The organism is Nigerium massiliense (assembly GCF_000826085.1).
Classification (GTDB): domain Bacteria; phylum Actinomycetota; class Actinomycetes; order Propionibacteriales; family Propionibacteriaceae; genus Propioniciclava; species Propioniciclava massiliense.
Genome location: NZ_CCYM01000002.1, coordinates 883,245 through 900,541 on the forward strand (window position 1 = coordinate 883,245; position 17,297 = coordinate 900,541).

Consider the following 17,297-nt stretch of genomic DNA (forward strand, 5'->3'; position numbering starts at 1 on the left):
CCGCTACTCCCCGCGCGGCTTCGGCTTGGGCGCCGCGGAGAACGTGAACGCGCCGAGCGTCGAGGACGGCAGGGTGCCGCGCTCGCTCGGCCGCTTCGGGGCGTCGTCGCCGGCGTGCTCCTGCTCGGCGCCGGGCTGCTGGGGGCGGACGTCCCCACCGATCGCCTCGCGGACGGCGAGCGTGATCGGGTCGGTCGACGTCGTGTGGTGCTTGCGCGTCTCGGGCATGACCAGAGTCTAGGTCAGGCGTCGTCGACCTCGGCCAGCACCTCGGCGAGGTCGATGCGGGCGCCGTTTCTCTCGAGGCCGGCGGCGACGTGGGCGAGGGGGACGCGCTCGGGCCAGGTGAGCGCCACCAGCATCACCGCGGTGAGGACGCCTCCGCAGGCCGCCCAGAATCGGGTCTCCTCGGCCACGAAGCCCCAGGCGGTGAACGCGACCAGTGGCGCTGCGCCGACCGGGCCGTGGGTATGCACCCAGGTCACGAGGCGACGACCCGCCACAATCCGCTGAACGGGCCAGGGATCGCGCGGGTTGAGCGGCCGCAGCGTGCGGTCGGCCATGCGCCGTCCCACGACGCCGAGAACCACCATGAGGGCGAGCGCGAGCCCCCACCAGGGCGCGTCGCCGGGCCCCAGCGGCGCGACGTCGGTGGGGCCGTCCGCCAGCACGATCGGCAGGACCGGCACGAGGGCCCAGCCGAGGTACGCGAGGGAGGCGGTGCGGGCCCGCGGCCGTCCGTCAGATCCGTCGAACCAGGTGGGCTGGGACGCCGGGGTGCGCCGGGGACGCCCCTCGGGACCCCTCGGCCGCAGCGCCACAACGAGCGCGGCCGCGACGACGGCGACGCTCAGCGCCACGTCTGCGGCAACGAGCGTCATCACGGTCCCCTCCCGGCCGACAAGGTCGGTCGCCTCGCCCACGACGCCATTCTAAGGGACGCATGTCGTGAAAGCTTCGGAGGGTCCATTTGACCCTCACGCAACGTGAGCGTTTAGCGTCTACGACGGAGGTGGACATCAATGACCAACAACACCACGACCAATCCGACCACGCGGGCGATCGGCCTGCTGACCGACCCCGACCGCGATGTGCGCTTCCGGGCGGCCACGATCCTCGGCTCGACGCCCGATCCGGCTGCCGCGGAGGCTCTCGTCGAGCGGCTCGGCGCCGAGAGCGACCTCAACGTGCGGGAGACGCTGACCTGGGCCGTCGTCCAGAACATCGGCACCGCGCTGCCCAGGGTGCTCGAGCTCCTGCAGAGCCCCGAGCCCGCCGTGCGCAGCCAGGCCGCGCACGTGCTCAGCAAGGTGGGCGATCCCGCCGTCGCCGGGCATTTGGGCGCCGTGATCGCCGACGACGACCCCGAGGTCGCCGTCAAGGCGTACCGCGCGGCGGCTGCGACCGGACGTCCCGAGGTGGTCGACACGCTCGTCGCTCGCCTCAGCGACGGCGATACCGAGCAGCGGGACGCGCTCAGCACCGCGCTCGCCCGTCTCGGCGAGGCGGCCGTCCCCGCGCTGACCTCGGCGCTGGCCGACCCGGCAGCGGACGTCCGCGAGCACGCGGCCGACGCGCTGGGCCACCTGGGCCATCCGGACGCCGACGGCTCCGCGGAGGCCCTGGGCCGGCTGCTCGCCGATGCCGACGAGGACGTGCGCCTCGCCGCGGTGAGCGCGCTCGGTCAGCTCGGCGGGCAGGTTGCCGCCGACGCCCTGACGGCCGCCACGGCCTCGGATGACCAGCGCGTCGCCGGCGTGGCCCGTCAGCTGCTGGCGGGGCCGCGTCCCGGCGCCGAGGACTGACGCCGCTCGGCGTCCGCGAGCAGCCGCGCCGCGAGTAGTCGGACGCGCTCGTCGCCGCTGCTCGCGGCACCGCGGATCGCGGCCTCGGCCTCGCCGCCGCCCAGATGGCCCAGCGCCAGCAGGGCGGCGAACCGCACGTCGTCGTCCGGGTCGGCCAGCAGCCTCGCCAGCGCAGGCCCGGACGCCGGGTCGCCGAGCATTCCGAGCGTCTCGGCGGCGTGCTCACGCACGCCCGCATCCGTCGACCCCAGTGCCGCACTTACCAGCGCGACGGCGTCCGGGCCGAGTTGCGCGAGCGCCGACGTCACCGCGTCCCGCTGGACGGGGTCGGCCTGGCCAAGTCTTCCGGCCAGCGCGACAGCGGCGTCCGGGCCGCCGAGGCGTCCGAGGGCGAATGCCGCCTTGGCCGCGACCAGCGGGTCCGGGTCGGTGAGCCGCGCCGTGAGCGCGCCCACCGCGGATCGGTCGCCCAGCTTGCTGAGTACGTGCGCCATCTGCAGCCGCACCGCAGGGTCGGGGTCGTCGAGGCGTCCCACGACGAGCGGGGTGAGGGCTGTGCCCTGCTGCCCGGCCGCCCAGGTGAGGACCTCGCGGACGTCTGCGCTCGGGTCGGACGCCAACTGGCCCACCAGCGTCTCCGGCGGGAGGGACGTCGGGGCGTCCAACACCGCGCGCACCCGCACGCTTGATTCCGGGTGACGCAGCCGCTCGGTGAGGGCGATCACGTCCAGCACTTCCGCCCAGCCCGCCTCGGCCGCCCGGTCGAGCTGGGTGAGTCGCTGCAGCAACTCGCGCTCGGCCGCCAGCCTGTCGCGGACCAGCTCGATGTGCCGCTGGAGCGTCTCGGCCGCGTCGAAGCTCGGGTCGTCGAGCGCGTCGGCGATCTCCGGCAGGCTCAGCCCCAGTGACTTGAGGTGCTGGATGTTCAGCAGCCGGCGCACATCGCCGGGGGAGTAGAGGCGGTAGTCGCCGGACGTCCGCTCGCTCGGCACCAGCAGGCCGAGGTCGTCGTAGTGCCGGAGCGTCCGCACCGACAGCCCTGTGCGGCGGGCCACCTCGCCGATTCGCAGCCACCCGTCAGCGTCCATGCCCCGAGCATAGGGAGCCAGGAAACATGCGATTGTCTCCATATATCTCCCCTGGTCAGCGCGGTGTGGTGAACGCGGGATTAAATCCCGACGCAGTGCTCCCCACGGCGACCACATCGTGTAGGGTTGAGATCAGGTGTTGGATTTATTTCGTTCTTTGCAGGATACGGCGGTAAAACCTCTGCGGAGGTAGCGGTTTTTTTGAGAAGACGTTTTGAGCAACGCCGGATTGGCTCGATAGTCGGGCCAAACCTTCTCAAGAAAGGGAAACATCAATGGCTACCGGTACCGTCAAGTGGTTCAACGCTGACAAGGGCTTCGGCTTCATCTCCCCCGACGACGGCTCTGCCGACGTCTTCGCCCACTTCTCGGCGATCAACTCCACCGGCTTCCGTTCGCTGAACGAGAACGACAAGGTCGAGTACGAGGTGCAGCAGGGCCCGAAGGGGCTCCAGGCCGCCAACATCAGCGTCATTCGCTGATCATTGCGCTGATCTGACTGAACCGTATTGACCGACCGGCCGTCACCCTTCGGGGTGGCGGCCGGTCGTCTTTGTGCGCGGGTTGCCGCCGGTTGCCGCACCGGGAGTCAGGCGTCGAGGCCCTAGCATGGGGCGCATGACTCGAACCCTGGTTCTGATCGCAAATCCCGGTGACGAGACCATCGCCGCCTTCACCCTCACGGTGGAGGACGAGGCGACCGCGTCGCTGCAGCACCTCGCCACCAGCACGCTGGACGGCGCCAGCTCCACGTTCGCCGTGGACGCCGACCGCGACCTCGTCTACGCGGGCGTCAAGGGCGAGACGCCCGCGATCGTCACGCTCAAGCTCGACCGCGAGTCCGGCGAACTCGCCGCCCAGTCGGTGCGCCCCGTCGACGACGCGATGACCTACCTCAGCCTCGCGCACGGCGGCACGGTGCTGCTCGGCGCGTCTTATGGCGGCGGCTTCGGTGGGACCTGGCCCGTCGGCGACGACGGCACGGTCGGCGAGCAGGCGGCCCGCATCGAGTACCCGAACGTGCACTGCGTCGTCCCCAGCCCCGATTCGGCGAACGCCTACTACGTCTCGCTCGGCGCCGACCTCATCGCCCAGTACGACCTCGCCGACGATGGCACCCTCAGCCCGCTCGATCCTGCCACCGCGGACGCCCCGGCCGGCTCCGGTCCGCGGCACCTGATCCTGGACGAGGCGGGGACGAACGCCTACCTGATGACCGAGTTCACCGGCGAGGCGATCCGGTTCGAGCGCGACGCGTCCGGACGGCTGACCCGGCAGGAGTCCGTGCAGGCGTTCGACACCACCCGCGGCCTCACCCAGAGCGTCTTCGGCGCCGACCCCGTCGAGAACCACCTCATCTGGGGCGCCGACCTGCACCTGGCCGCCGACGAGGCGTACCTGCTGTGCTCCGAGCGCTGCGAGAGCACGATCGCGACGGTCTCCCTCGACGAGGACGGCGCGCTCAAGGGCGTCGTCGCCCTGGCCGACACCGAGAAGCAGCCTCGCGGCTTCGGCGTCTCCCCCGACGGGCGGCACGTCGTGACGGTCGGGGAGAAGTCGACGGAGGCGTCCCTCACCACGATCGCCACCGACGGCGAGCTCGTCGAGGTCGACGGCGCCCACTGCGGCCACGGGCCGAACTGGGTGCGGATGGTTACGCTGGACGACTGACCCGGGTCAGCCCTCGTCGGGCTTCATATCGGGATCGAGGTCGCCGAGGAAGTCCGACGCCCACTTCTTGATGTCGTGGGTGACGACCTGGCGGCGCAGCGCCCGCATGCGGCGCCGCTTGTTCGCCGCGGTGTCGTTCATGGCCTGAAGGGTCGTGTTCTTCATCCCGTTGATGTCGTACGGGTTGACCATGTACGCCTGCTTGAGCTCCAGCGCAGCGCCGGCGAACTCGCTGAGCACCAGGGCGCCGTCGTTGTTCGGCCGGCAGGCCAGGTACTCCTTGGCGACCAGGTTCATGCCGTCGCGCAGCGGCGTCACGACCATGACGTCGGCGGCCAGATACATCGCGGCCATCTCCGAGCGCGGGAACGTGTTGTGCAGGTACGTGATCGGGGAGCGACCGATGCGCCCCATGTCGCCGTTGATGCGCCCGACGAGCAGCTCGATGTCGTCGCGCAGGCGCTTGTACTCTTCGACGCGCTCGCGCGACGGCGTCGCCACCTGCAGGAAGACGGCCTCGTCGGCGTCGAGCTCGCCCGACTTGAAGAGCTCACCGAACGCGCGGATGCGCTGGCGCAGGCCCTTGGTGTAGTCGAGCCGGTCGACGCCGAAGAAGACGGTCTTGGCGTCCAGGTCGTCGCGGATCTCCTTGGCGCGGGCCTTGACCTCGGGGCTGCGGGCCAGGTCCTCGAACATCTGCACGTCGATCGAGATCGGGTACGCCCGCGCGCGGGAGCGGCGGCCGTCCGGCGTCGTGAAGGTGTCGCGTTGCACCTGGTAGTTCATACGCGTGCGCAGCAGCCGCAGGAAGTTCGCGGCGCCTTCGGGCGTCTGGAAGCCGACGAGGTCGGCGCCCGCGAGGCCCTCGAGGATGCGCTCGCGCCACGGCAGCTGCCCGAACAGCTCCCCGGGCGGGAATGGGATGTGCAGGAAGAAGCCGATCTTCAGGTCGGGGCGCACGTCGCGCAGCATCTTCGGCACCAGCTGCAGCTGGTAGTCCTGCACCCAGACCGTGGCGCCCTCCTCCGCGACCTCGGCCGCGGCGTCCGCGAAGCGTTGGTTGACTTTCACGTAGGCGTCCCACCACTCGCGGTGGTACTCGGGGAACGCGACGGAGTCGTGGTACAGCGGCCACAGCGTCGCGTTCGAGAAGCCCTCGTAGTACTCGTTGATCTCGTCTTGGGACAGCTCGACGGGAACCTGCTTGATGTCGTCGGCCTCGAACGGGTCGAGCTTCTCGCCGGGAGCGCCGGACCAGCCGATCCAGGCGCCGTCCTGGTTCTTCATGACCGGCTCCATCGCGGTCACAAGACCGCCCGGGGACGTACGCCAGGTCGTGCTGCCGTCGTCGTTGGTCACCTGCTCGACGGGCAGCCGGTTGGCGACCACGACGAACGAAGCCTGGGGGTTGCTCTTGCTCTCGTTGTTCACATCGTCCACCTCCGCCTCCTAACTTAGGGTTGCGAAGGCTGTTCCGCTCCGACCGAAGGGGAATCGTGACCATCACCACTCAGACCGGACGTCGCGCCTGGGACGCGATCGTGGCCGATCCGGCCAGCACGCTGCTGTGCAGTGACTTCGACGGGGTGCTGTCGCCGATCCAGGCCGACCCCGACACCGCGTCCGCCGCACCGGAGACCGTCGCGGCGCTGAACCGGCTGGGCACCAAGCTGGGCAAGATCGCCGTGGTCACCGGACGCGTCGCCCGTAAGGCGGTCGAGCTCGGCTCGTTCGAGAAGCACGACGGCCTTGCGGAGATGTCCGTGCTGGGCCTCTACGGCCAGGAGCGCTGGGACGCCGCCACCGGCGAGTACCGCGAGCCCGAGCCGCCCGAGGGCATCGCCGGCGTGAAGGCGGAGTTGCCCGCGGTCCTGGCCGAGCTCGGCCTGGCGAACGCCCGTGTCGAGGACAAGCGGCTGTCGGTCGGCGTCCACACCCGCGAGCTGCCCGACGCCGCCGGCGCGTTCGCGACGTTGGAGCAGCCGATCCGCAGCCTCGCCGAGCGGCACGGCCTGCTGGTCGAACCCGGACGCAACGTGCTCGAGATCCGCGGACCCGGCTCCGACAAGGGCGACGCCGTCCGCGCGCTGGTCGCCGAGGTGCAGCCCAGGACCATCATCTTCGCGGGGGACGACCTCGGCGACGTCGCCGCGTTCGAGGCGATCGCCCGGCTGCGCGAGGAGGGTTACGAGGGTCTGCTGATCTGCTCGGGCTCGGACGAACAGGACGCCCTGGTGGCGTTGGCCGACGTCGTGGTGCCGGGGCCGCCCGGCGTCGCGGCGTTGCTGAACGACCTCGCCGACGCGCTCGGCGCCTGATCGCCTGATCAGTCCTCGGGGCGGACCTGGCCGCGGCCGCGCTTGACGTCCGCGCGGCGGTGCTTGCCGGCCAGGCGCCGCTCGACCGACCCCCTGGGTCGGACGGGTCTTGCGGCGCGCCGGCTGGGGCGGGGCCAGCGCGGCGCGCAGCACCTGCGCCAGCCGCTCGCGGGCGGCCGCGCGGTTGCGGAACTGCGAGCGCTCCTCCGAGGCGTCGACAGTGAGGACGCCGTCGTCCAGCCGACCCGTCAGCCGCCGCAGCGCCCGGCGGCGCTGGGTCTCGGTGAGGCTGGGGCTGCCGGCGACGTCGAACGAGAGCTGGACGCGGGAGTCGGTGGTGTTCACGCCCTGCCCGCCCGGGCCGGACGACCGGGAGAACCGCTCGGTCAACTCGCCGGCGGGGATGACGAGGCCGGACGGGACGCCCGGACCGGGTTGCAGCCGCAGGTCGTCGCTCATCCCTCCGGCACCTCCTCCCGCGCCACGTCCCCGGCCACCTTGTCCGGGCGCCACCCGCGCCACACAGGCTGGCGCAGCCGGCCCGTCGACGTCCACTCGCTGAACGTCACCTCGCCGACGAGCTCGGGCGTCACCCAGCGCGCATCCTTGGCGTCGGCCCGCGGGACGCCGTCGAGCGGGGCGGCGTCGATGGCGCGCGCGTCCAGCATCGTGCGGGCCTCGACGAGCGCCTTGTCGCTGAACCCGCTCCCGACGCGTCCGACGTAGGACAGCCCGTCCTCACCGTTGACCGCGAGCAGCAGCCCGCCCAGCGTGGCGGAGCGTCCGCCCTTGCCGGGCGCCCAGCCGACGACCACGACCTCCTGGGTGCGGACGTTCTTGATCTTCAGCCAGGCGCTGCCGCGGCGTCCGGGAAGGTAGACGCTGTCGGCGCGCTTGGCGACGACGCCTTCCAGCTGAAGCTGCCTGCTGGCGGCCAAGGCGGTGTCGCGATCGGTGCCGAACGTCGTCGGTACGTGGACGTGCTCGCCGCCATCGCCCACCAGTTCCTCCAGGGCGGCGCGCCGCTCGACGTAAGGGCGCCGGACGTACGACCGTCCGTCGAGGAACAGCAGGTCGAACATCATGTAGTGCGCCGCGTGGGCGCCGGTGCCGTGGTTCTGCAGCAGCTCGAACCGGGAGCGGCCCTGGTCGTCGAGGACGACGATCTCCCCGTCGAGGACGGCCTCGCGCCCGGCCAGCAGCGGTCCCAGCTCGGCGAGCTCGGGGTAGTTCGCCGACAGGTCGATGCCGCCGCGGCTGCGCCACGACACCGCCCCGCCGCCGACCGTCGCGATCGCGCGGTAGCCGTCCCACTTCACCTCGAAGTGCCAGTCGTCCCCGGTGACGTCGGCCGCGGTCGCCGGGGTGGCCAGCATGGGCTCGATGACAGGGAGGTGCTCCGGCTCGGACGCCTCCGCGGTGTCCTCGGCAGGCTCCATCAGGTGGAGGAGCCAGTTCTTCTCCGCGTCGCCGTGCGCCGTGTGGATCAGCGCGTATCGCCGGGGGACGCCGCCCAGGCCGCCGCCGGGGCGTCCGGTCAGGGTGGCGATCACCTCGCGGCCGTCGCGCCACTTCTCGACCTCGATGGTGCCGGCGTCCCAGATCGTCACGGTGCCGCCGCCGTACTCGCCGGACGGGATCGTCCCCTCGAAGGAGCCGTACTCCAGCGGATGATCCTCGGTCTGGACGGCCAGCCGGTTCGTTCCCGCCTCGAGCGGAGGCCCCTTCGGCACCGCCCACGACACCAGGACGCCGTCGTGCTCGAGCCGGAAGTCGTAGTGAAGCCGCGAGGCGTGGTGCTCCTGGATGACGAACGAGTTGCCGTCGCCGGGCGTGGGGGGCGCGTCCGGCACGGGCTCGGGGGTGATCGCCGCGTCCCGCATCGACCGGTAGGTGGCCAGCCGGTCGGGGGAGGCCGAGGCGTCCTCGGCGTCCGGCAGCAGGACGGCCAGCGGGTCGCCCAGGCTCTCGAGCCGCCGAAGCGCCTCGTGGAAGTCGAGCTGGGTGAGGCCGGGCTCGATCTCGTCCCACCTGCGTGGAGCGGCGACCGTCGGGCGCTCGCGTCCCCGCAGCGAGTACGGCGAGATCGTGGTCTTGTTGCCGTTGTTCTGGCTCCAGTCGAGCAGCACCTTGCCGCCGCGAAGCTCCTTCTTCATGTCGCTGACGACCAGGTCGGGGCGCAACGATTCCAGCGACCGAGCCAGCTCGTGGGCCAGCTCGGACGCCTCCGCGCACGTCAGGTGGCCGTCCAACCCCGCGTAGAGGTGGATGCCCTTGCTGCCGCTCGTCACCGGGACCGAGACGAAGCCGATGCCGTCGAGCACCTCCTTGATGAGGTGGGCGAGTTCCACGCACTCGTCGAGGCCGGCGCCCTCGCCCGGGTCGAGGTCGAGGACGAGCCGGTCGGGGTTGAGCCGCGCCCCGTCGTCGTCGAAGCGCCACTGCGGGACGTGCAGTTCCAGCGCCGCCAGCTGCGCCAGCCAGACCAGCGTCGCCGTGTCGTTGACCAGGGGATAGGACGCGTCGTCGTCCTTGTGCTCGATGGTCCGGCGCAGCACCCACTCGGGCGTGGAGCGGTCATCGGAGTTCTTATGGAAGAACGGCTTGGCGGGGTCCTTCGCCGTTCCGACGCCGTGCACCCAGCGCTTCCGCGTGACGGGGCGGCCAGCCAGGTGCGGCACCAGCCACGGCGCGACGGCCTGGTAGTAGCCGATGACGTCGCCCTTCGTGGTTCCCGTCGCCGGGTACATCACCTTGTCGAGGTTCGTCACCTTGACCGAGCGGCCCTCGACCCGCACCGACGCAGAGTTCGCGGCCATGGCTACGTCTGCTCGAGGGCCCGATGGGCGCGCTCGGGCAGCAGGAGCGCCGACACGGCGGCCAGCCCGAAGGACGCGGCGAACACCCCGAACACCAGCGGGTGCCCGCCGGAGCCGACCAGCCACGGCACGATGAGCGGGGCGATCATCGACGCGATGCGCCCGAAGGCGGCGGCCGCGCCGGTGCCGGTGCCGCGCACGCGGGTCGGGTACAGCTCGGGCCCGATCGCGTAGAGCGCCCCCCAGGCGCCGAGGTTGAAGAACGACAGCGCGCAGCCGGCGGCGATGATCGTCGTGGGGTTGGTCGCGGCGCCGAAGAGCGCTGCCGAAACCGCCGATCCGGCGAGGAAGACGGCCAGGGTGGTGCGGCGTCCCCACACCTCGATCAGCCACGCCGCCGCCGCGTAGCCGGGGATCTGCGCCAGCGTGATGATCAGCGTGTACTCGAAGCTTTGGATCATCGTGTAGCCCGACTTGATCAGCAGCGACGGCAGCCAGATGAACGCCCCGTAGTAGCTCAGGTTGATGCAGAACCACACGATCCACAGCGCGAGGGTGCGGTGGCGGTAGGTGGGCGACCAGATCGACTCCGCGGCCTCGACGACGGACGCCTCGGGCTCCCGCGTGGGGACGGGCTCGACTCCGGCGGAGGACTCGAAGGCGCGCACGGAGGCCTCCGCCTCGGCGTCGCGACCCTTCGACTCCAGGAACCGGACGCTCTCGGGCAGCCCGAAGCGCACCACCACGGCGTAGATCGTCGGGATGATGCCGGCCCCCAGCGCCCAGCGCCAGCCGTTCGCACCCCCGGCCGGGATGACGAAGTAGCCGATGAGTGCGGCCAGGATCCAGCCGACCGCCCAGAAGGCCTCCAGCGCCACCACCATGCGGCCGCGGATGCGCGTCGGCGCGAACTCGCTGACCAGGGTGGACGCCACGGGGAGCTCGGCGCCCAGCCCCAGCCCGACGATGAACCGCAGCACCATCAGGGCGGTCACGGACGCCACGAGCGCGGACGCCCCGGTGGCGAGGCCGTAGATCAGCAGGGTGGCGGCGAAGACCTGGCGGCGTCCGAGCTTGTCCGCGAGCAGGCCGCCCAGGCTGGCGCCGATGGCCATGCCGATGAATCCGATGGAGCCGATCAGGCTGAGCTGCACGTCGTTCAGGTGCCACTGGCGGCTGAGCGCGGCCATGACGAACGAGATGAGGCCGACGTCCATGGCGTCCAGCGCCCAACCGAGGCCGGAACCGACGAGGAGCTTGCCGTGCTGCCGGGTGAACGGGAGCCGGTCGAGGCGCTCCGCGCGAGTCAGGGCGTCCTGTGTCGGGTGTGGGGACGCGGCATTCTGGGCGGTGGGCATGGGGCTCCTCGGGCGCTGGGCTGCGGCAAAACTAGTCCATCTGACGATCACCCGGGTAGAACTCTGACGAATCCGTCAGTGCTGGCCGGAGGCGCTCAGCCCCGAGATGGCCAGCAGCAGGCCGGCGTGGATGTCGGCGATGCTGCGGTCGGCGGCGTACGCGGAGCGGTCGAGCGCGGCGACGGCCAGGGCGCCGAACACGGACGCGGCGATGCTCTCGGTGATCTCGCGTCCTGGCGGCCGGTCGGTGAGCCCGGCGTCGCGGCGCTCGACGGCGACCTCGCGCAGGATCGCCATCAGCGGGGTCAGCAGCGTCTCGCGGGCCCGGGCCAGCGTGTCCGCCCAGGGCCGGTCGCGGCGGAAGAGCTCGGTGAGCAAGATCTGGACCGGGGCGGGCTGGGCGTCCACCGCGGTGATGATCGCCAGCGTCGCCGCCTCGAGGGCTGCCCAGCCGTGTCGCCCGGCGACGGCGTCCGCGACCCGGCCGGCCATCTCGCCCGACTCCTGTTCGACGATCTGGGCGAACATCTCGGCCTTGGAGCCGAAGTTGTAGAAGATCGTGCCCTTGCTCACGCCGGCGCGCTCGGCGACCTGGTCCATGGAGGTGCCGGTGTAGCCCTGGTCGGCGAACAGCTCGACGGCAGCGTGCCGGATCGCGCTTCGGGACGCCTCGCGGCGGGCGCTGCGTCCGTCGGTCACGGTGGGGGTCCTCCTCGGGGTCACGGTCGGTCGCAGGCTCACAGTTGCACCGCCGGGTGGAGACGCGTCATCGTCCAGACGCGGCTGCGCGCGGCGCCCAACACCGAAGCCACGATGGACACGATGAGGAGTGTCGCGATGTAGGCGGCGGCGCCCCAGAACAGCGGGTTCAAGTCGCCGGTGATCGCCTCGCGCAGCCCGTTGACGACCTGGGACATGGGCAGCACGGCGTGCAAGGCCTGGAAGAACCCCGGCGAGGTGTCGATCGGATACGTGCCTCCGGCCGACGTCAGCTGGAGCATCAGCAGGATCAGCACAACCAGCCGGCCAACGGAGGTCCCGAGCCAGATGTTGAGCGACTGCTGCAGCGCGATGAACGCCAACGAGACGCCGAACGCGAACAGACAAGCGGCGATGAGGTGGTTCGGCTTCATGTGCAGGCCAGCCATCAGCGTGCCGAGCAGCAGCGCGACTTGGACGGCGCCGATGACCGCGGCCGGCATCAGGTTCGACAGCACGACGCGGGTCGCCGAGACCGGCGCGGCCAGCGAGCGCTGGGACAGGGGGCGCAGCAGCATCCACATGATGAGGGCACCGACGTAGAGCGCGAGCCCGATGAAGTAGGGCGCCATGCCCTCGCCGACGCCCTCCGCCTGGTGCAGCCACGCAGAATCGAGGCTGACCGGGCTGGACATGACGTCGGCGTTCGCCTTCTCGGCGTCCTTCGACCAGTTCGGGATGTCCTTGACCGACTTCGCCAGCCCGTTGGCCAGCTGGTGGGCGCCGTCGTCGAGCTTCGCCAGGCCGTCGTTCAGGGACGCAGCGCCGTCGGCCAGCTTGTGAGCGTTCGTGGCGAGGGTGTGGGAGCCGGTGTCGGCGCTCGCCAGCCCGTCGGCCAGCGTGGCCGCCCCGGAGCTGAGCTGCGCGGCGCCGTCGCTGAGCTGCGGCATGCGCGCGGCCAGCTGGGCGGCCCCGTCGGACGCCGCCGTCGCGCCGGAGGCGAGCTGGGAGGCGCCGTCGCGGGCTTGGCCCAGCTTGGTCGCCAGCGTGGCGTTGCCGTCGGCGACGGTCTTGGCGCCGTCGGCCAGCTGGCGGGAGCCGGTCACGGCGTCGGTCAGGCTCGACGCGAGCTTGGCGTTGCCGGCCGAGAGCTGGTCGGCGCCGTCGGCCAGCGTGCCGAGGCCGGACGAGAGCCGGTCGGCCCCGTCCGACACCTTGGCGGCACCGGCGGCGAGCTGCTGGGTCGCCGGGACGGCCTGGGCGAGGCTCGTGGCGAGCTTGCGGTTGCCGGCGGCGACGCGCTGGGCGCCGTCGGCCAACTGGTGCACCTGGCCGGTCGCGGTCTTGATCGCGGTGGTGAGTTGCGGGGCGGCGTCGCGGAGGGTGTCCGCGGCGGTGGCGACGCGTCCGGCGCGGGCGGCGACCTGAGCCGCACGGTCGGCGTAGGGCTGGAGGTCGGGGTTCGTCTTGGCCGCGGCCGCAAGGTCGGCGGCGAGCTTGGCGGCGTCGGCCGAGGCCTGGTCGGCGCCGGTGGAGACCTTGGCGGCACCCGCGCCGAGGTCGCCGACGCGGTTGTCGATGGCCGTCGCGGCCTTGTCGAAGACGGCCACGCCGTCGGAGACCTGCTGCGCGCCGTCAGCCAGCTGGGAGGCGGCACCCGGGGCAGCGGACACCGCCTGGGACAGCTTGTTCGCGCCGTCGGAGACCTGGCGGGCGCCGGAGGCGAGTTGGCCCGCCGAGGTGCTGGCGGTGCGCGCCCCGGCAGCGAGGCGGCCGGAGGCGTCCGCGAGCTGGTTGGCGCCGGACTGGGCGGCCGGGAGCCCGGTCGCGAGCTTGTTCGCCCCGTCCGAGACCTGGCGGGCGCCGTCCGCGAGCTGGTTCGCGCCCGAGGACGCCTGGCCGAGGCCGTCGGACAGGGTGGTCGCACCGGACGCCAGCGCGGGCAGGCCGGCGCTGAGCTTCTGGACGCCGTCGTTGGCCGCCTTGGCGCCGTCGGCCAGGGTGCCCGCGCCGTCGGAGAGCCTGGTGGCACCCGAGTGCGCGTCCGTGAGCCCCGAGGCGAGCGTGTCGGCCCCGTCGGCCAGCTTGGCCGAGCCGTCCGCGAGCTTGGCGGAACCCTGGTGGGCGTCCCCGGCGCCGGTCGCGAGGTCGTGAGCCCCGTTGGCCGCCTTCGTCACCCCCGCGTGGATGTCGCCGTAGCCGACGAGCAGCTTGTCGACCATGTCGTGGCCGACGGAGTCGCTGACCGCCGTGCGCACTTCACGCAGGACCGACGAGACGATCGTCCGGGCGGTGTAGCCGTTGGCGTCGTCGTAGGTGACGCGCAGCGGCGCCTCGACCGGGTGCTCGGTGCCGGCGGTGGTGACGGCCTTGGAGAAGTCGGCCGGGATGGTGAGGACCGCGTAGTAGCGGCCGGCCTCGAGGCCCTGCTGGGCATCGGTCTGTGTAGTGACGTGCCAGTCGAGGTCGCGGCGATCGACCAGTTCGTCGGTGACCTTCTTGCCGGCGTCGAGGTGCTCGCCGTCCGAGGTTGTGGCGCCACGGTCGGCGTTGACGAGCGCGACCGGAAGGTTCTGCAGGTTGCCGGTGGGGTTCCAGAACGCCCACAGGTAGAGGGCGCCGTAGAGCAGCGGGATCAGGCACGCCACGACGATCGCGGCGCGGGTCATGGGGTGCCGGCCGAAGCGGCGCAGTTCGGTTCCGAAGCGAAGGAAACGCATGTCAGGACTCCTCGAGGACGAGGTGGCGGGGTGTCGCGCCGGGCTCGGGAAGGAGCAGCGTCGACACATCGCCGGGGATGGCGGTGGTGCCGGCGGACGAGGCGACGATCGTCAGACCCGTCGCGCAGGCGCGCTGCAGCGTGCGCCAGCCCTCGCGCTGGCTTTCGGGTTCGAGGATCGAGTCGACGTTGTCCACCGCGAGGATGGCCGGGTGGCCGATGAGGGCGAGGAGCACCCGTACCTGCAGTGCCTGCAGCGGGGTGATCTCGTAGACGCGGGTGTCCCACGCGGGCGGTTCGGGGCCGAAGGCCGTCGTGACGAGGCGGGCCATCTCGGGGTCGTCCAAGCGCAGCGGACGCCGCCACAGCGGGACGCTGAGCGCCGCGCGCTCCGTGGTGAGCTCGCCGATGGTGAGGCCCTCATCGAGGATGTCGATGCCGTCGAACCCCGCGATCGCACAGTGGGACTGCACGTCGCGGCGTCCGTGGGGGAGCTTGTGGTTGAGGACGGAGAGAGTGCCGGAGGTGAACCGCATGCGTCCGGTGAGCGTGAGCAACAGGGACGTCCGGCCGGTGCCTTGCTGACCCACCAGCGCGACCAGCCAGCCGCGCGGGACCTCCAGCGACACCGGGCCGTAGACTGGCCCACGGGCACCGACGAGCGCGAGTTCGCGCGCGACGATCGCGGGGCGCATGTCCGGAGCTCTTGTTGCCATGAATCTATTTATACTGACCAGTCAGTTCAGAAACAAATCGAGGTTAGGGTGGGGGCATGACGACGCTCCCGTACGGTTCTTGGACGTCCCCGATCAGCGCGCGCTCCCTCGCGGTCGGCGGCAACTCCCTCGGTGTGCCCCGCTTCGTCGGCGACGCGCTGTGGTGGGCGGAAGGCGTGGCGGCCGAGGGCGGCCGGCAGGCGATCGTCCGGCAAGCGGCGGCGGCCCGCGACGGCGGCGTCCCGCACACGGTGCTGCCCGAGCCCTGGAACGCCCGGTCGCGGGTGCACGAATACGGAGGCGCCGCCTGGACGGTGCTCGACGATGTGCCCGGCGGCCCCGTCGTGCTGTTCGTGAACTTCGCCGATCAGCGCGTCTACGCGTTCGCCGAGGGCGCCCAGCCGCGTCCGCTGACCCCCGAGGGGCCCGACGTCGAGTCGGCGCACGGGCCGTCGCTGCGCTGGGTGTGCCCGACGCCGGTCACGGCCGCCGACGGGTCGCGCGAGGTCTGGTGGGTCTGCGAGGACCACACGGGAGCCGCGGGGATCGAGCGTTACGTGGCGGCCGTCCCGCTGGATGGCTCGGCCGCGCAGGACGCGTCGCAGATCCGCCGCGTGACGCCGGCCAGCCGGTTCGTCGCGTTCCCGCGCGTCAGCCCCGACGGCTCCCGGATCGCCTGGACCTCCTGGGAGCACCCCCAGATGCCCTGGGACGGCACCGAGCTGCACGTCGCCGCCCTGCGCGACGGCGTCGCCGACGGCCCCGGCGAGGTGATCGCCGGCGACGCCCAGACGTCCGTTCTTCAGCCCGAGTGGCTGGACGCGGAGCGGCTCGCCTTCGTCAGCGACGCGTCCGGCTGGTGGAACCCGGCGGTCTGGAGCACCCGGGTCGGCGTCCGGGCCGTGCTGGCGGCGGGCTCACCGTACGCCGAGCAGGAGTGGGCCGAGCCGATGTGGTCGATCGGCACCACGTCCTACCACGTGCTCGGCGCGGGCCGATTGCTCGCATCCGTCGGCACGGATTCCCGGCAACTCGTCGTGCTCGACGTCGACTCCGGCGCGGTGCATCCGCTGCACGCCGCCCCCGAGGGCGAGGAGGCGCTGACCGATCTACGCGTGGGTGACGTCGGCGACGGTCGGATCGCGCTGGTCGGGGCGTCCCCGACCCGGTTCCGCGCCGTCTTCGTGGCCGACCTCCTCGGCGGGGAAGCCCCGGCGCTCAGCCCGCTGCGGCTCGTCCGATCGTCCCGCTCGGACGCCCCCGATCCCGTCGTGCTGCCGACGCCCCGCGCGCTCCAGGTGCCGCTGGCCCAGGGCGGCGTCGTCCATGCGATCTACTATCCGCCGCACAACGACGTCGTCACCGGACCCGACGGGGAGCGCCCGCCGGTCATCGCGAAGGTGCACGGCGGCCCGACGTCCCAGGCGATGCCGACGCTCCAGCTGCCGATCGCGTACTACACGTCCCGCGGGCTGGGCGTCGTCGACGTCAACTACGGCGGCTCCGCCGGCTACGGACGCGCCTACCGCGACCGGCTCAAGGGCCAGTGGGGCGTCGTGGACGTCGCCGACACGGTCGCCGTCATGGACTACCTCGTCGCCGAAGGCCTGGCCGACCCCGACCGGCTCGGCATCGAGGGCGGGAGCGCCGGCGGCTGGACGACGCTGGCCTGCCTGACCCGCACCGACACTTTCTCGGCTGGCGTCTCGAGCTTCGGCGTCGCCGAGTTGGAGAACTTCGTCAAGGACACCCACGACTTCGAGTCCCGCTACGTGGACGGGCTGGTCGGCCCCTATCCCGAGTGCGCCGACCTGTACGCGGAGCGCGCGCCGCTCAACCACGTCGACGAACTCGACTGCCCGGTGCTGCTGCTGCAGGGCGACGAGGACCGCATCGTCCCGCCGAGCCAGTCGGAGATGTTCCGCGACGCGCTCGCCGCGAAGGGCATCCCGCACGCCTACCTGCTGTTCGAAGGTGAGCAGCACGGGTTCCGCAAGGCGGAGACGATCGTCCGCGCCGCGGAGGCGTCCCTGAGCTTCTACGGGCAGGTCTTCGGTTTCACGCCGCCGGACGTCCCGGCGCTGGAACTGCGCACCGGCTAGCG

Annotated in this window: 14 protein-coding genes and 1 pseudogene; 5 read left to right on the plus strand and 10 right to left on the minus strand. The window is 72.0% G+C overall.

Translation table 11 applies throughout. The features are described 5' to 3' along the window. Positions 1 to 3: 3 nt before the first annotated feature. On the minus strand, positions 4 to 228 hold the full coding sequence (locus BN1187_RS05505; protein ID WP_040159407.1) for a hypothetical protein: 225 nt from the start codon (positions 226 to 228) through the stop codon (positions 4 to 6). A 14-nt stretch (positions 229 to 242) separates the two neighbouring features. Next, positions 243 to 923 (minus strand): hypothetical protein, encoded by a 681-nt coding sequence (locus BN1187_RS05510; RefSeq protein WP_040159409.1) that lies wholly within the window; start codon positions 921 to 923, stop codon positions 243 to 245. 99 nt (positions 924 to 1,022) lie between these two features. Between BN1187_RS05510 and BN1187_RS05515 the strand changes: the two genes are divergently transcribed. Next, the gene (locus tag BN1187_RS05515) at positions 1,023 to 1,805 is read left to right on the plus strand and encodes a HEAT repeat domain-containing protein (protein WP_052462325.1); all 783 of its coding nucleotides are present in this window, start codon (positions 1,023 to 1,025) and stop codon (positions 1,803 to 1,805) included. Here the strand turns inward: BN1187_RS05515 and BN1187_RS05520 are convergent. Next, the gene (locus BN1187_RS05520; protein WP_052462326.1) at positions 1,766 to 2,893 is read right to left on the minus strand and encodes a MerR family transcriptional regulator; all 1,128 of its coding nucleotides are present in this window, start codon (positions 2,891 to 2,893) and stop codon (positions 1,766 to 1,768) included. The genes BN1187_RS05515 and BN1187_RS05520 overlap by 40 nt on opposite strands. Positions 2,894 to 3,168: 275 nt before the next feature. Between BN1187_RS05520 and BN1187_RS05525 the strand changes: the two genes are divergently transcribed. After that, positions 3,169 to 3,375, plus strand: coding sequence for a cold-shock protein (locus BN1187_RS05525; RefSeq protein ID WP_040159411.1), 207 nt, complete (start codon positions 3,169 to 3,171; stop codon positions 3,373 to 3,375). 136 nt (positions 3,376 to 3,511) lie between these two features. After that, positions 3,512 to 4,564 (plus strand): lactonase family protein, encoded by a 1,053-nt coding sequence (locus BN1187_RS05530; RefSeq protein WP_040160114.1) that lies wholly within the window; start codon positions 3,512 to 3,514, stop codon positions 4,562 to 4,564. Positions 4,565 to 4,570: 6 nt separating this feature from the next. Here the strand turns inward: BN1187_RS05530 and BN1187_RS05535 are convergent, their stop codons facing one another. Beyond that, entirely contained in the window at positions 4,571 to 5,995 is a 1,425-nt protein-coding gene (locus BN1187_RS05535; RefSeq protein WP_040160116.1) for an alpha,alpha-trehalose-phosphate synthase (UDP-forming), read from the minus strand. A gap of 65 nt (positions 5,996 to 6,060) precedes the next feature. Between BN1187_RS05535 and otsB the strand changes: the two genes are divergently transcribed. After that, positions 6,061 to 6,882, plus strand: a complete 822-nt coding sequence (otsB, locus tag BN1187_RS05540; RefSeq protein WP_235750598.1) for a trehalose-phosphatase — start codon at positions 6,061 to 6,063, stop codon at positions 6,880 to 6,882. A gap of 150 nt (positions 6,883 to 7,032) precedes the next feature. Here otsB and BN1187_RS05545 read toward each other — a convergent pair. From BN1187_RS05545 to BN1187_RS05570, 6 genes and pseudogenes are all read right to left on the minus strand, one after another. Continuing rightward, positions 7,033 to 7,341: pseudogene (locus tag BN1187_RS05545) on the minus strand (aminoacyl-tRNA hydrolase); the annotation flags it as partial. Then, positions 7,338 to 9,701 carry an ATP-dependent DNA ligase gene (locus BN1187_RS05550; protein ID WP_040159415.1) on the minus strand — a complete coding sequence of 788 codons (2,364 nt, stop codon included), beginning with the start codon at positions 9,699 to 9,701 and terminating at the stop codon, positions 7,338 to 7,340. The gene BN1187_RS05550 and the pseudogene BN1187_RS05545, both read right to left, overlap by 4 nt. A gap of 2 nt (positions 9,702 to 9,703) precedes the next feature. Continuing rightward, positions 9,704 to 11,059 (minus strand): MFS transporter, encoded by a 1,356-nt coding sequence (locus BN1187_RS05555; protein WP_052462327.1) that lies wholly within the window; start codon positions 11,057 to 11,059, stop codon positions 9,704 to 9,706. A 75-nt stretch (positions 11,060 to 11,134) separates the two neighbouring features. Continuing rightward, a complete protein-coding gene (locus BN1187_RS14235; protein WP_040159417.1) occupies positions 11,135 to 11,758 on the minus strand; it encodes a TetR/AcrR family transcriptional regulator in 624 nt (207 codons plus the stop codon). 38 nt (positions 11,759 to 11,796) lie between these two features. Next, positions 11,797 to 14,478: a YhgE/Pip domain-containing protein gene (locus BN1187_RS05565; RefSeq protein WP_040159419.1), complete on the minus strand. Its 2,682-nt coding sequence runs from the start codon at positions 14,476 to 14,478 to the stop codon at positions 11,797 to 11,799. Position 14,479: 1 nt separating this feature from the next. Then, positions 14,480 to 15,193: an ATP-binding cassette domain-containing protein gene (locus BN1187_RS05570; protein ID WP_082034513.1), complete on the minus strand. Its 714-nt coding sequence runs from the start codon at positions 15,191 to 15,193 to the stop codon at positions 14,480 to 14,482. A gap of 56 nt (positions 15,194 to 15,249) precedes the next feature. On the opposite strand from BN1187_RS05570, the gene BN1187_RS05575 reads away from it, so the two are divergent. Then, positions 15,250 to 17,295 (plus strand): dipeptidyl-peptidase 5, encoded by a 2,046-nt coding sequence (locus tag BN1187_RS05575; RefSeq protein WP_040159421.1) that lies wholly within the window; start codon positions 15,250 to 15,252, stop codon positions 17,293 to 17,295. Positions 17,296 to 17,297 lie beyond the last annotated feature (2 nt).